The 14,402-nt window shown below is 34.6% G+C and carries 15 protein-coding genes; 2 read left to right on the top strand and 13 right to left on the bottom strand.

The genetic code is table 11. The annotated features are described in order from the left end of the window. Positions 1 to 6 precede the first annotated feature (6 nt). On the bottom strand, positions 7 to 675 hold the full coding sequence (locus tag ACZ42G_RS03845) for a 4'-phosphopantetheinyl transferase family protein (RefSeq protein WP_464851498.1): 669 nt from the start codon (positions 673 to 675) through the stop codon (positions 7 to 9). Next, positions 675 to 3,083: a helicase C-terminal domain-containing protein gene (locus ACZ42G_RS03840; RefSeq protein ID WP_464851496.1), complete on the bottom strand. Its 2,409-nt coding sequence runs from the start codon at positions 3,081 to 3,083 to the stop codon at positions 675 to 677. The genes ACZ42G_RS03845 and ACZ42G_RS03840 overlap by 1 nt, the downstream gene beginning before the upstream one ends. A 52-nt stretch (positions 3,084 to 3,135) precedes the next feature. Here ACZ42G_RS03840 and ACZ42G_RS03835 point away from each other — a divergent pair, with 52 nt between their 5' ends. Beyond that, entirely contained in the window at positions 3,136 to 4,098 is a 963-nt protein-coding gene (locus tag ACZ42G_RS03835; RefSeq protein WP_464852105.1) for a small ribosomal subunit Rsm22 family protein, read from the top strand. Between the two features lie 23 nt (positions 4,099 to 4,121). On the opposite strand, the gene ACZ42G_RS03830 is transcribed toward ACZ42G_RS03835, so the two are convergent. Beyond that, positions 4,122 to 5,021, bottom strand: coding sequence for a DUF1848 domain-containing protein (locus tag ACZ42G_RS03830; RefSeq protein ID WP_464851495.1), 900 nt, complete (start codon positions 5,019 to 5,021; stop codon positions 4,122 to 4,124). Positions 5,022 to 5,314: 293 nt separating this feature from the next. Here ACZ42G_RS03830 and ACZ42G_RS03825 point away from each other — a divergent pair, with 293 nt between their 5' ends. Next, positions 5,315 to 6,190 (top strand): nitroreductase family protein, encoded by an 876-nt coding sequence (locus tag ACZ42G_RS03825; RefSeq protein ID WP_464851493.1) that lies wholly within the window; start codon positions 5,315 to 5,317, stop codon positions 6,188 to 6,190. An 83-nt stretch (positions 6,191 to 6,273) separates the two neighbouring features. Here ACZ42G_RS03825 and ppsA read toward each other — a convergent pair whose 3' ends face one another. The 10 genes from ppsA to ACZ42G_RS03775 all read right to left on the bottom strand — a co-directional run bounded on the left by ppsA (position 6,274) and on the right by ACZ42G_RS03775 (position 14,349). Further along, positions 6,274 to 8,889, bottom strand: a complete 2,616-nt coding sequence (gene ppsA / locus ACZ42G_RS03820; RefSeq protein WP_464851491.1) for a phosphoenolpyruvate synthase — start codon at positions 8,887 to 8,889, stop codon at positions 6,274 to 6,276. Between the two features lie 53 nt (positions 8,890 to 8,942). Beyond that, the gene (locus ACZ42G_RS03815) at positions 8,943 to 9,557 is read right to left on the bottom strand and encodes a TetR/AcrR family transcriptional regulator (protein WP_464851490.1); all 615 of its coding nucleotides are present in this window, start codon (positions 9,555 to 9,557) and stop codon (positions 8,943 to 8,945) included. A gap of 289 nt (positions 9,558 to 9,846) precedes the next feature. Then, entirely contained in the window at positions 9,847 to 10,425 is a 579-nt protein-coding gene (locus ACZ42G_RS03810) for a methyltransferase family protein (RefSeq protein ID WP_464851489.1), read from the bottom strand. 119 nt (positions 10,426 to 10,544) lie between these two features. Continuing rightward, positions 10,545 to 10,814, bottom strand: coding sequence for a hypothetical protein (locus tag ACZ42G_RS03805; RefSeq protein ID WP_464851488.1), 270 nt, complete (start codon positions 10,812 to 10,814; stop codon positions 10,545 to 10,547). Between the two features lie 89 nt (positions 10,815 to 10,903). Beyond that, positions 10,904 to 11,560: a hypothetical protein gene (locus tag ACZ42G_RS03800; RefSeq protein WP_464851487.1), complete on the bottom strand. Its 657-nt coding sequence runs from the start codon at positions 11,558 to 11,560 to the stop codon at positions 10,904 to 10,906. Between the two features lie 37 nt (positions 11,561 to 11,597). Next, the gene (locus ACZ42G_RS03795; RefSeq protein ID WP_464851486.1) at positions 11,598 to 11,885 is read right to left on the bottom strand and encodes a hypothetical protein; all 288 of its coding nucleotides are present in this window, start codon (positions 11,883 to 11,885) and stop codon (positions 11,598 to 11,600) included. Further along, positions 11,886 to 12,119 carry an SWIM zinc finger family protein gene (locus tag ACZ42G_RS03790; protein WP_464851484.1) on the bottom strand — a complete coding sequence of 78 codons (234 nt, stop codon included), beginning with the start codon at positions 12,117 to 12,119 and terminating at the stop codon, positions 11,886 to 11,888. A 244-nt stretch (positions 12,120 to 12,363) separates the two neighbouring features. Beyond that, a complete protein-coding gene (locus ACZ42G_RS03785) occupies positions 12,364 to 12,486 on the bottom strand; it encodes a hypothetical protein (RefSeq protein ID WP_464851483.1) in 123 nt (40 codons plus the stop codon). An 89-nt stretch (positions 12,487 to 12,575) separates the two neighbouring features. Next, the gene (locus tag ACZ42G_RS03780) at positions 12,576 to 13,412 is read right to left on the bottom strand and encodes an ABC transporter permease (RefSeq protein WP_464851481.1); all 837 of its coding nucleotides are present in this window, start codon (positions 13,410 to 13,412) and stop codon (positions 12,576 to 12,578) included. Next, positions 13,390 to 14,349: an ATP-binding cassette domain-containing protein gene (locus ACZ42G_RS03775; RefSeq protein WP_464851480.1), complete on the bottom strand. Its 960-nt coding sequence runs from the start codon at positions 14,347 to 14,349 to the stop codon at positions 13,390 to 13,392. The genes ACZ42G_RS03780 and ACZ42G_RS03775 overlap by 23 nt, the downstream gene beginning before the upstream one ends. Between the last annotated feature and the right edge of the window lie 53 nt (positions 14,350 to 14,402).

Genomic DNA, 14,402 nt, shown 5'->3' with positions numbered 1-14,402 from the left:
CATAAATTATATAAAATTTAAAATTTCATCAATGCTTACAATGTTAACTTCATTGCAAAACAAATCACTTTCAGCACATACAGCCATTTTATAGTCATCATCTACGCAAAACTGTTTAAAATGATATTTGTTATCTTTCTCGCTTAAAAGCTTAATTTCATCGCCAATCTTTATAGTGAAAGAACTTAACGGTATATGAAGCCCCACTCCTAACATCTTTACATAGCTTTCCTTTAAAGTCCAAAGAGTAAAAAAATAGTCTATTTTATCCGGTGCCCTCAACATGTCTTCAAACTCATCGCAGGAAAAAAACCGTTTAGCCACATTCAAGTTGACATCTCTAATTTTTTCAATGTCTAAGCCAAGGTTTTTTCTATCAACGGCTACAGATACCCATTGGCATGAATGGGATATGCTGAAAAATATGTTTTTGTCTTTCAAAAAAGGCTTCCCATATTCATTATTATAAATTACAATATCCTCATTATTTAATCCAAATTTTTCAATCAATATAATCTTAAGCATTACATTTGCCAAAAGCGTCCTTACAGCATCTTCACGCTTTTTAATCTTGCTTACCCTTCGTCTCTTTTCTTCTGAGACAAAAGCTAACAATTTACTGTATTCACCATCTTCGATATCTCTCGTTACTTTTACAGCGTATACATCTACCATTAAAAATTCCTCCAGAAACTATCAAGATGAAATCCCAAATTGCATTTATTCACCTTTGTATATGGAAACCATTCTTTAGGAAATATCCTAATGTAATTTTTTTGCAAAAATCTTTCATCTATAAGTAAAATTATGCCTTTATCTTCCTCAGTTCTTATGACACGCCCTGCTGACTGCATGACTTTGTTAAAACCAGGATAAAGGTAAGCAAATTCATAGCCCAGTCCATATTTCCTTTCAAAATACTCTCTAATAATATCCCTTTCAAGGCATATCTGCGGTATGCCTACACCAATTATTATAACACCTATCAAGCGGTCTTTTGTTAAATCAATGCCTTCCGAAAAAACTCCACCCAGTACACAAAAGGCCAAAACATCATTTTGACTGTCTTCAAACATTCTCAAAAAATCATCTTTCTCGTCTTCTTTCATTGTACTTTCCTGTTTAAGTAAATAGCCAGTAGCCCTCTCTTTGTAAATCTCGTACGCCATGTTTAAATATTCATAAGATGGAAAATACACAATATAATTTCCGCTTCTCTTTGATACTGCTGTATGTATGTACTCAACTATTTCTTCCAAAGTTTTCTTTCTATCCTTGTATTTTGTAGACACATCATTCGCAATAAGTACCATCCTATTTTTAGTATCAAATGGCGAATCAAGGCAAACACCATAGTCCTCTCGACTACCACCTAATAAAGACATATAATACGTTATAGGAATAAGCGTTGCAGAAAAAAACACAGTACTTCGCACTTTTTCAAGTATTTCACTAAGCAACTTGGAAGGATCTAAGCAAAATAATTTGACTTTCACATCATCGCCTTTTTTCTCAACATAAGTCGTATATGACTCATCATACATATCAGAAACCTTCAAGTATCTAATCACTTCAAAATACAGATCAATGATTGCATCTTTAACAATCGGCTTTATTTCATTTAAAAGAAACAACTCCGCTTCCCCTATAAACTGTCTTAAATATCCATTTAGATCGCTAAACATCTCATTAGTCACAAGATAGCTATTTTCGTTACACTGCTTCTTCAATTTGAGAAACGCTGAATTGATTTTTGACAATGCCCTTTCAACCTTGATGCTTTTACCTTTAATCTCCTTCTTTAACGACAAAAAATCTTTTTTGTATAATTCCGCTGAAAACATCTCCCTTGATCTATCCACTAAATTGTGGGCTTCATCCACAAGAAGTGTAAAATCAGTTTTGTCTTGAAAGAACCTTTTAAGTCCAACGTTTGGATCAAAGACATAATTGTAATCACAGATTACGACATCTGCCCACAAAGACAAATCAAGTGATAGCTCAAAGGGGCATACAATATGTTTTTGGGCGTATTCCTCAATTTTTGCACGATTAAAATTGTCTTCATTTAAAAATATATCCATTATAGCATCGTTTATCCTATCAAAGTGACCTTTTGCATACACACATGCTTCAGGCGTACATTCGTTTTTTTCATTAAAGCATATTTTCTCCTTAGCAGTTAAAACCAATGTCTTTACTTTAAGCCCTTTGCCTCTCAGCGTATTGAATGTCTCCTCTGCCACCGTTCTGGCTATCGTCTTTGCTGTAAGATAAAATATCTTTGGAGTTAACCCTTTTTTCATCGCCTTCAAAGATGGGAAAATTGTAGATATGGTTTTCCCTATCCCTGTTGGAGCTTGAACAAAAAGTTTTTTCCCACTTTCAATCGATTTGTAGACAGATGCCATAAGTTTTTTTTGCCCTTTTCGGAAATCTTTATATGGAAAATCAATTTTTTCTATAGAGCTGTTTCTTTCCTTTATCCAATTGTATGACATGCTTGCCCAATTGCAATACTTCTTAACAAGGTCATCAAAAAAAGTTTTTAACTCATCTATAGAATATGTATATCTAAAATATTTAATCTCATCATTGTCGACTTGATAATACGTAAGTTGAACGCCTATGGTATTCAAGCCATTTTGAACTGAATAAATGTATGCATAACATTTTGCCTGTGCTAAATGCAAAGGATTATAGCCTTCATCTATTTCATCTAAATTAGCACTCGTAGTCTTTATCTCATCAATTACCACATTGTCGTCATCTACAATGATGCCATCCGCACGACCCTCTATAGCAATGATAAACTCATCAAATTCTCTTTCATACCTTAACGTTACTTCCTTTTTGTAATTCTCGCCTTTGGAACTTTGAATTTTCTTGTGAATTTTTGTCCCTTCCAATGCCCTTAAATTGCTGCTGCCTAAAAACTCATTGTTTAAATCTCCACACCTCAATATAAATTCAACCAAATCTCTGACCGAAATCTTTATCTTTTCCTTAACCATCGCATCAAGTCCTTTAACACATCTATGGAAGTAGAAAATTTCTCGAATTGAATTATAACATAAATTCATTTAAGATGGTATAATATATGAGTAAATACGCATAGAAAGGGCTGTTCTTTTGATGGAAATACCAGCAGAGCTTTTAAATGGCATAGAAGAAGAATCAAGCAGAATACCCGTAAATAGATTGATTTCTTTAGTTTCTGACATTTCTAATCGATACAGAAATACTGATGACAAATACATTTCTACATACGAAGAAGCCGTTGCATACATTTCATACAGGATGCCTGCTACATTCGAAGCCATCTACACAGTTTTGAAAGATGTAAAAGATATATGTGGTGATGATTTAAAACCAAAATCGATTTTAGATGTAGGGGCTGGACCAGGTACTGCAATATGGGCAGCAACTTCTATATGGAATGGTTTAGATAAGATAACGCTTTTAGAGAGAAATATAAACATGATAAAAATCGGCAAAAAGCTGTCAGCAAACTCAAACAATAGCTCTATTAAGAATTCTATTTGGATGGAAGCTGACTTAGAAAATTTATCTGAACTGCCTAAACATGATATTGTAATTGCGTCGTATTCCATCGGTGAGCTAAATGACGATGTGCAGGGTGAAATAATAAAAAAGCTTTGGGAAAGCGCTAATGACATGCTGATCATCATAGAGCCAGGAACTAAAATCGGTTTTTCTAATATAAAAAGAGCACGGGAAATTTTAGTATCCTTTGGTGCCCATGTAATATCCCCGTGTTCTCACGCTAATGGATGTCCAATAAATGATGATGACTGGTGTCACTTTTCATCCCGCATACAACGGACAAGCATACACAGAAAAGTCAAAAACGGACAACTTTCGTATGAAGATGAAAAATTCTCATACATCTGTGTGTCAAAAAAGCCTTGCAAAACGATAAAAGGCAGAATCATAAGGCACCCACAGATAAGAAAAGGCCACATAATACTGGATTTGTGCACAAATGATGGCATCAAGAAAGTCACAGTCAAAAAAAGCGATGGAGATATTTATAAGAAAGCCAGAAATATGAAATGGGGTTCTGTTTTTGAATGAATTTTAGGCTTGGTGTCAAATAACTAACTGTTTTTTCCCGTTATTGCGTCCTCATCTGTTATACTGCTGCACAATAATGGAGAATTGACATCATATAAAGTCATATTGCCATTGACGACACTACTACTGTAATTTGCATAGCAATAAACGCACCCATGCATACACGTATTATAAGCTCCTATATCTGCACTAGCAGCACAACCACATGCTTTTCTTTGATTTTTGTCTTTTCCATCTTTGATTTTGCGACCGGAAATTTCCTCAATCAAATGGGGATCGATGCATCTTCCATGCTCTATTCCAAATTGAGACAAATCTATTTCTTCTGCGCACGTTTCAATTTTGAGAGAATATGCCTCCGCAATTTCTCCAAGCCTCCTGCCTATCCTTACTTTATCTTCATCGCTAATCTCAAAAGCGCCTATCTTCTCAAGGCCTTTCTTTGCTTTAGGGTAAAAATCCACAAAGCTTATGATACACTTTGATGTGTAACCTTGAAGCTTCGATGATAATACTTCAAAATATTTATAGTGGTACTCCTCGTTAACAGCTTTGGTTATGATGATGGGGTCATACCTCCAGATGACCCTATTTGGTCCTATTTTGTCTGACAATTTTTTAAATGTATCGATTATTCTTGATTTCTTTGGGACATTTTTCTCAATCTTATCATCATAAGGATTCAATGTAAACTGAAAATAGTACGGATATCTATCAATAATTTGAAGATTATCAATCATATTTGCAGGATTTTTGCTCCAAAACACAAAACAATCTACAGCGTCAAGTGTTAAAGGTACCTTACTTACTTGACGATAATTAAATGGGTTTCTGACTAAAACATAACCTTCTTTGACTCTACTGTAAAACCAATCACTATAAAATGCAGGTATGTCTGTCCTTCTACTGACACTTATTATCATGTATTATCCATCCTTTTTATAAAGACCACTAACAAATTGCGTACAAACTTGTGTTTTTATCTTGTACAAAAATTATACTTTTCATTATGATCTTTGTCAATTTAAAATATCTTCTCAAATCATGAAATCCATGTAATAAGTCAGTCTTTAAATAGTTATCTTTCTTACCGACCGTTAGTCTATAAAAACTTATTAAAGAAAATACTTGACTTTAGTGTTAATATAATACTATATGGTAAGTACAGTATGGTAGGATAATTTCCATTTAACAAAGATAATAGGAGGATCGCCAAATGGATGCAATCGAATTATTGAAAAATAGAAGAAGTTGCAGAAACTTTTCTGATGTCCCAATAGACGATAAAGTTTTGAACGACATTCTTGAGGTTGGTTTAAATGCCGCCAGCGGAGGAAATACTCAACCATGTACTATAATTAAGATAAGAGACAAAGATAGAAAATCAAAACTTAAAGATCTTTTTGGACAAAATTTTATCGAAAAATCTGATACCGTCTTAGTATTTCTTTTGGATTTTTACAAGCAAAAAAGATGGTGCGAAATAAATGCAGCGCCTTACGGGCGAAACAGATCTTTTTTAGAATTTATTATCTCATTAGAAGATGTAATGTGTGTTGCTCAAAGCATTGAATGTGCATGTACTTTAAAAGGTATAGGCAGTGTTTATTTAGGTACGCCAAATCTACGTTATGAGGAAATAAAAGAACTTTTAGAATTACCAGAACTTACTATACCCATTCTCGCTATGTGCCTCGGAAATATAAAAGGTACACTGAATTCCAGAAAAAAGCTTCAAAAAGATGCAGTCGTTTTTGATGAGAAGTACAAGAAATTAAGCGATGAGGAAATTGAAAGATATTATGGAGAAAAATATCAAAACAGCAACACGTTCATAAATGACAAAAATAACTATTTGATAGATGAACTTTACAATATCGCTTCAGCAGTTAGTGGAAAAGACTTTGCAGACAAAGTGAAAACAAATGTTGAAAAAAACGGCTACATAAATCCAGCACAAAAATTGTTTGGCTTTCATTACAACCCAATACAAATGATAGGTATGAATCAATGGATATGGAATTTTTTCAAAGAACAAGGCTTTGATTTTCTAGATGAAACATTTCACATTAATAGGCTGGATGTGAAATAATTACATTCTTCTATTATAGTATCTTATTTTCAATATATTAATCTACTTCATTTCAAATGGTGGAGAAGAAAACATCTTCCCCACTATAAAATTTCTACGTATCCATCTGTTCCATTTACTCGTATTCTTTGCCCATCTTTTATAAGCCTCGTAGCATTTTCTACGCCTACAACAGCAGGTAAACCGTATTCTCTTGCAATAACAGAACCGTGGGTCATCATTCCACCTACTTCTGTTACCAAGCCTTTTATAGATACAAATACTGGCGTCCAACTTGGATCAGTGTAAGCAGTGACCAAAATATCTCCTTCCTTTAGATCAGCATCTTCCATTTTTAAAATAACACGCGCTCGACCCTCAACGATACCAGATGAAGCTGGTATACCGGCCAGTGCATTTTTAGGAATTTTAGCAGTATCATATTCACCTGATATAACCTCACCTTCAGAGGTCATTATCCTTGGTGGCGTCAGTTTTTCATAAATTTTGTATTCCTCTTTTCTCTTCTCTATGATATTGTAATCAAAACGATTTGTACGAACGGTTTCCCAGAGTTCATCAAAAGACAGATAATAAATATCTTCCTTCTCACGGATAACTCCATTTTGCACGAGCTGGGCGCCCTCCCTCAGCAAAGCTTGCTTAATGATCCAGAAATACTTCATCATCAAGTGCTTCGGGTACTCCCGATATCCAATAAAATTACGCAAAATGCTTATCATCTTCTTTGTCTTTTTTGCCTTTTGTTTCCCACCAGGCAATTTTTCTAAACGAGTCAAGAGTTCTTGTTCCTTCTGTTCTGCTTCCATTAGGCCCTGTTCAAATATAGCTTTATGAGCACCCGGCTCAAAGTTCTTGATGTTGCTAAGAATTATAGGGACAAGGGCAGTCGGTTTTTCATTAAGGCGAGGGCTGGTGATATCTATCTCACCAGGACAGCGTATACCGTATTTTTGAAGATAAGCTTGTATTGATTTACTAACAGAATCGCCACCTTCCAGGCTGTTCAAATCTTCAAAAAAAGTCTCGTCATTGGCATGCTCTAAGTACTTCATCACCTCAGGATATTTTCGAACAACATCTGCTACATCAAGCAGATCCAGTCCCATTTCAGAGGTAACGTTGTTGGCTACCGATCGAGAAAGTGAATCTGCCGCCTTTTTTTCACCCAGCCATTTTTCCATTTTCTTGTTAATCCAACTAGTTGCATATATTCCGACAAAAACCACGCCCATACCTTGCGACATGACTTCTTTTATTTGTTTAATCGCCTTTAAAATGAAGTCAAACAGTTCGTCTACGGGCAGGTTTGAGATCCTTTGCTGTAGCTCTCTAACTACTGCCTCATTCCGGGACATCAGGGTTCGAACAATGGACACGTCGTTGCTGCGATACAGCTTGATAAACTGAATGGGTATCGACCATGAGAAATACCCCTTCATACTAAAGGCCTTTACACCATGTGCCAATGATTTCATGAATTCTTTTCGCTTTATTATATTCATGATCGCACTGTGCATGAGAGGATCCATACCGCGCGTGGCTGCGACCACGGTCTTTCGTCCCGTGAAGGAAGCCAAATCGGGCGCGATATCGAAGTACAGCCTCCCTCCGATTTCAATCAGTGGAAACTCGTCGGACAATATCTTAAAAAGGGATAATCCCAATGGTTTCATAGCATCAGTCATCATCTGCTGATGACCAAAAGACATATACACATGGTTTTTCCCATCCTGTACGTCTGGAATAGGGTATAAAGTGGTTATGGGACGGCTCTGGACAATAAAGAATTTATTTTCACTCAGGCACCATTCGATATCCTGTGGACAACCAAAATAAGCCTCAATTGCTCTGCCAATTTTTTCAAGTTGTAATATTTGTTCGTCTGTAAGCGTCTGCATATTCTGTCGTTCGGTCTCGATCTGATGTTTTTCTGTATCTCCATCTTTTATAGGATAAACAACCAATTTCTTGATTGAAATTTTCCTATCAACTATCCTGCTTTCCCGTACTTTATAGTTATCTGCATTTACCAACCCAGAAACCAGCGCTTCACCAAGCCCAAAACTTGCATCGATAGATAAAACTTTTCTATTTCCAGTAATAGGATCAGCAGTAAACATGATCCCAGACGCCTCTGGAAAAACCATCTTCTGGATGATCACAGCTAGATAAACCTTACGATGATCAAAACCATTTCGAATACGATAAGTCACAGCACGATCTGTAAACAGCGATGCCCAGCATTTGCAAATATGCTTAATAATATCTTCCTTCCCAATAATATTTAAATACGTATCTTGCTGACCTGCAAATGAGGCTGTCGGCAGATCCTCCGCCGTGGCGCTGGAACGTACAGCATAAGCATTTTGTTCACCAAGTTTTGCAATGTAATAAATAATCTCACCCTCAATGTTTTCGGGTATAGATATTTCTTCGATGATATTTCGTATTTTGGCACTGACTTCAGCAATGTATTCCCTGTCGTCTGCTGTTAGAAGTGACAATTGATCCAGCAGTGAACTAAGCTCCTTGTTAGCCTTAATAATTTCTTTATACGCTTCTGTAGTAACACAAAAGCCCTCTGGTACATGTATCACCTCAATTCTTGATAGTTCTCCAAGGTTTGCTCCTTTGCCACCGACAAGTGCAAGTTTGGTATTATCAATTTCATGAAAACTAATGATATATGGATTCATACATTTTCTCCTTTCTACATAGATATTTTGTTTTATAAATCATTGCTAATAAATCAGGTATATTCCTCTTTATAGAAATTCTTTTTAAAGAGGTCTATATATCCATAAAATTCATGACATAATGCATCAAGATCAATCTCAATTGTAGGTAATTTACTTAAATATCCATCTGTTAACAATGTGAATATTTTCATAATCATTTTTGGATCAATACCATCTTTAAATTTTGAAGTATCGACGCCAAAAGCAATTTTATTTCTCAAATTTTCAAGTTCTTTATTAGATAAAATAGCCTTTATATCGTCTTTTACTTCGTCATCATTTTCAAAATATGCGCTCTTTAAAAAAGAAGGCATCGAAGGATATTTTTTTAAAATAGAAATTTCTATTTCTGTAACATGCTTAATTCTGTCAAAAAAATCAGTAACACTGACATCAAACTTTTCATTTATTTCATTCAGGAAGATATTGCCACATAATTCTATCAAATATAAGTATAAGGCTTTTTTCGATCCAAAATAATGAAATATCAATGCTTTTGAAACTTTAGCAACATTAGCAATGTCATTTATTGATGTCTTTTTGTATCCGTTAACAGCAAAACATGTCATGGCAGCATCGATTATTTTTTTTCGTTTTTTCGCATGTAAATTTAATAATTTATCCAAAAGCATCACCTCACAAATATATTAACCAAATCGGTTAATAATATTGTAACATTACTAACCGATTTGGTCAACAATATAAAGTCACTCATATAACACAATTTTTATGAGAATCACTTAGATGACGGTATCCATCAAATTACTTCAATCAAAGTTCTTAAAGTTAATCACCTGATTTAATAACATTTCTCATAACAATATAAAAAAACCTGCCTCTAAAAAGCAGGTTTAAATACACATAGTTTATAAAACAATACAGAGCCTATATGTATCTCCACTACAATAAAATATATTACCAAATGAAAGGTATTAACTTTTTTGTCTTTTTAGCATAAATCTTATATCTATCGCCAAATGCTTCAATTAACATTTCTTCCTCTATCTTTATTCTATAAATATATGCCGGTAAAATACATGCAGAAATTATTATGATACTAATAGTATTACCCATAAAAATACCCGCACCAATAAAGAACAAAATAGTTCCTAAATATCCAGGATGCCTAATATATTTGTAAATCCCATTTGATACAACTACATGGTTTTCAGTTATTTTCAATGTCCTTGTGTAGAATCTTCCAAGTGTAATGGCAGCCGTTATCCTTATGATAAGACCTGTAAGGATAATAACAAGGCCAACGAAATTAAATCGTAAGCCAGAATTAACAATTCCAATTTTATAATAGTTGAATAATGGTGTAATTATTAATAACAATATTGCCACGAGAAAAGAAAGTCCTATAACGTTAGTAGTTCTTTTATCGTACTTAGATTTTTCAAGTGTCTTAGCATCATTATCTTTGCGAAGTCTTCTTTCAATAAAAAAAAAGAAAATGATAAATGCGTACACAAGTAGATAAATAATTATCAAAGTGACCCACTCCTTTTTTTCGATCTATTTAATTTTATTTAGTTCATCTACAAATGCTGGCTTATTTTTGTATAAAGCAATTAGCTTATCAACTATTTCCTCCATATTTTTATTGCCTGCTATCTTTTTATACTTTTTAACAACTTCACATACTTTTTTATACTCTTTTCTATTAGATGATAATTTGCAACTGCCATTATATGCTTTTTATATACCTCAATCACCTCATCTTTAAATTTTTCTTGCAACATTTCGGCATATCCTTCTATGATACTTGGATTTTCTTTCACAAATTCCATTATCTCATCAAGATCTTTTTCTTCTACTATAAACTTAAGATAAATATTCCTGCTGACCCATCCCTCATTCTTTTTTAATTCTTGTTTCAAGTTATTGTAAAATTCTGTCTTATCACCTGTAATTAGTTCTTTAAGTTCATTGTAATATTCAAAGTTACCTTCAAAAAGAAGTTCTTTGGCTAATTTTTTTGTTCTTCTTTTAGAGAGAGTTTTTTATAGGCTTCATATCTTATTTTCTTCCATTTCAATGCCAATCCTGCATATTGTTTATCTTTCTTTTCGCCTTCTAAAGCTAATTCTATAACTTTATTAAAATTTTTTTCTTTCATGAACTTACTTATAAGTAACTCCCTAAATGAGGTATAATTTAAGTTTTTTTCTATAAATTCTAAAGCTTCTTCATCAGTACCATAAGTGTCAATTATTTCAAACAATATTTGCAACATCTTCTCATTGCTGTATCTTTTATACTCATCACCTGAATTCATAGTAATAATAGACTTTATTTTCGCTATAAGCTCATTCCTTAGCTTTTCAACATCTGCAAACTCAATACATAGTCTAAGAAGATCAATTTTATAATCATTCCATTCGTCTAAAATTTCATTGTCAATTTGCGTAAGCAATTTATTAAATATCTCCTCTTTTAAATCATCATCTAAATAACTACCATCTGTTACTATATCTCCTATTAAGTCTATAGTTTCAGATACGAGGAAACCTATATCGCCATTGGAATCATCGGCGTATTGAAAAGCTCTTATAGACTCGTTAAGCAGAAGAAATGCAACATCCAGAGCTAATAATATATTATCGGTATTTCTTGATTTCCGCAATATATCTTCCATATCATTTACAAAGCTGTAAGTTTTTTTATACGATATAAAGCCTTCTCTGCCTATATTTTTTCACAATGGAATTAATAAGCTTTTTGCATTTTTCAAGTTCTTGTTCGTAACTACCTTTTGAATATCTTACAATGAGACTGTTTCTTAAAGCTTCATCATTTTCGGTTATGTCCATTATTATTTTAATCAATTCTTTTTTAGAAAGATTATTTAGTACTTCTCTAATCGAAAACTGATTTATCGCATTTTCCTTTATATGTATTATATTGTTTTTGTTATTTATTATCTCAAATAGCTTAAAATATGCCGCCACTTAATGTTTACATATTGGCCCAAAATCATAGGAGCAATCACATTCTGAATAAATAATTTCTCCATCGTTATCTATCTTTACTATTACCTCATAATCATCACTTCCCTGTATTTGAAATACATATTCGTTATCTCCGCGTTTATAGACTTCAACTATATTGTCACTAATATAATAATCATATCCTCTATCTAAAATAGTTTTGTCAACATGATTTTCAAAATTGTTTATATTCACTTATAGTTCCTCGCTTTCTTTCTAAAATGGCAACTTAGTTTCATATTAAAAGGAATTTTGCGATTTCAGGTTTAACAAGAACAAATATATTCGCTATCCTTTCTATATTAAAATGCCTTCTTTTATAGAATATTATATGCGATTGTATTGCATAATGCAATTTATAAGCAATATTATGTAAATAACATTTCTATTTAGTCATATTCGATATTCCCAACAGAAAATTTCAGTCCTGCTTTCTGCATCAATGTAACACGAGACGACAAGCAAAAGCAAGAAGATTTACCTGATGTTTCATCCAAGTCTCATCAATCCAATCATCTATTTCAACAGATGTCGGTATCCTTGAATTAAGTCTTAACAGCACCACAGCTCGCCTGAAGACAAGCTATGGTGCTGTTCATTTGTATTTTTATTTGAATTATTCCACTTCATATGTTGCTCTCTTAAAAATCCTTACATGTTCCGATTATATGCCCACAGCGTAAGCGGTACAGATACTATGAAGATTGTAAAAGTACCTATTAGTGCAATCCAAAAATCCGTGCCGATTGTTCCATTTCCCAATATCTCTCGCACAGCCGTTATTGCTTTGGATACAGGATTGATATGTTCGGCAAAGTAGCGAACTACTTTAGGCATAGTTTTTGTTGGAACAAAGGCATTTGACAGAAACGTCAGTGGAAACATGATAAGCATTGCGTACATTGATGCAGATGATACGGATTTTGCCGTCAAAGCCACAAACGCAAACAGCCAACTTAAGCACCAACCGACAAACATCATAAATTCGATGGAAATTACAACCTTCAAAAAGCTTGGTCTATATCCGATAATTGCACCGACTGTGAACACAATCGCGCCCGCTATGACATAGCGCAAAAGATCGGCAGTCAGTACACCAGCCAGAGGTGATATCCTTGCGATTGGCATGGATTTGAAACGGTTAAATATGCTCTTATCAATGTCCTCCCTCAGTTGTGATCCAGCGTTGCCGCAGGACGTGATACAAGTCTGGATTAAAATTCCCGGAATTATAATCGGAAGATAGCTTGTGATGTCGCCCGAAATCGCGCCGCCAAACAAATATGTGAACATCAGCGTGAACAGTATTGGCATAATCGTAACATCCAAAAGGCTTTCAGGATTGTGCACAGTTTTAAGAAGTGTCCTGTATGCAAAAGTGAACGTGTTTTCAATAGCTATATCTAAACTTACGCGGTTTTTTAAATCGCACTCGTTAGCAGGGATAATAGCAGTTTTTTTCATTTTAAACAGCCTCCTTTTTGTCACCTGTAAGAGTAAAGAAAACTTCGTCAAGCGACGGTTCGCGGACATTTATGGCGGCTAAGTCGATTTCCATTTCTTTTAATTTGTTCAAAACATCCACAAGTTTGGCAGTATCCGCAAGTGGTATGGTGATTTCCGCCGCTTCCGATATTTGTGTCTTGCCTCCAAGAACTTTTTCCACGATTTGAGCGGCTTTAGGAGCGTAATCGGGATTTTTTACTGTTAATTGCAGACTTGAGGCACTTATAGAGCGTTTCAACCCAGTTGGGGTATCGTGAGCAACAACTTTGCCTTTATCGATAACAACAATATCGTCGGCAAGTTGGTCAGCTTCATCAAGATACTGTGTTGTCAGTAAAATGGTAGAGCCATTTTTGACGAGTGTTCGAATAGTCTGCCACATCTGTGTTCTTGTGCGGGGATCAAGCCCCGTCGTCGGCTCGTCAAGGAAAATAAGCGGCGGATTAGACAACAAGCTGACCGCAATATCAAGCCGTCGACGCATACCACCGGAAAACATGGAAACTTTGCGGTTTGCCGCTTCTGTCAATGAAAACTCCTCCAACAATTCTTCGGCTTTGCGTTTTGCATCAATGCGTGAAAAACCTAATAGACGAGCAAATATTTTTAAGTTCTCCATCGCTGTCAGACTTTCATCTAATGTGGCGTATTGACCCGTCAAGCCGATAAGTTTTCGCACCTTCTGCACATCTTTCTTCACATCATATCCGAAAATTTTTGCTGTTCCTCCATCGGGCTTAATGAGCGTTGCAAGCATATTAATGGTGGTTGTCTTTCCAGCACCGTTAGGACCAAGTAGGCCACAGATTGTCCCGGTCCGAATTGTAAAGCTTATTCCATCTACAGCTTTCTTTTTGTCAAACATCTTTACTAGTTCCACAACTTCGACTGCGTATTCACTATTTTTTACTTTGTCCATAAAAACACCTCCGTTTTTTCTTTACAGTCATATCTTATAACTGCCACTTAAAC

The organism is Thermoanaerobacterium calidifontis (genome assembly GCF_055381745.1).
Note: the sequence above shows the minus strand (reverse complement) of the source record. Positions and strands in the feature narration are given on the sequence as shown.

Coding starts and splice junctions, on each gene's coding strand:
- ACZ42G_RS03845 (WP_464851498.1), bottom strand. CDS start 675: ATGGTAGATGTATACGCTGTAAAAGTAACGAGAGATATCGAAGATGGT.
- ACZ42G_RS03840 (WP_464851496.1), bottom strand. CDS start 3,083: ATGAATTTATGTTATAATTCAATTCGAGAAATTTTCTACTTCCATAGA.
- ACZ42G_RS03835 (WP_464852105.1), top strand. CDS start 3,136: ATGGAAATACCAGCAGAGCTTTTAAATGGCATAGAAGAAGAATCAAGC.
- ACZ42G_RS03830 (WP_464851495.1), bottom strand. CDS start 5,021: ATGATAATAAGTGTCAGTAGAAGGACAGACATACCTGCATTTTATAGT.
- ACZ42G_RS03825 (WP_464851493.1), top strand. CDS start 5,315: ATGGATGCAATCGAATTATTGAAAAATAGAAGAAGTTGCAGAAACTTT.
- ppsA (WP_464851491.1), bottom strand. CDS start 8,889: ATGAATCCATATATCATTAGTTTTCATGAAATTGATAATACCAAACTT.
- ACZ42G_RS03775 (WP_464851480.1), bottom strand. CDS start 14,349: ATGGACAAAGTAAAAAATAGTGAATACGCAGTCGAAGTTGTGGAACTA.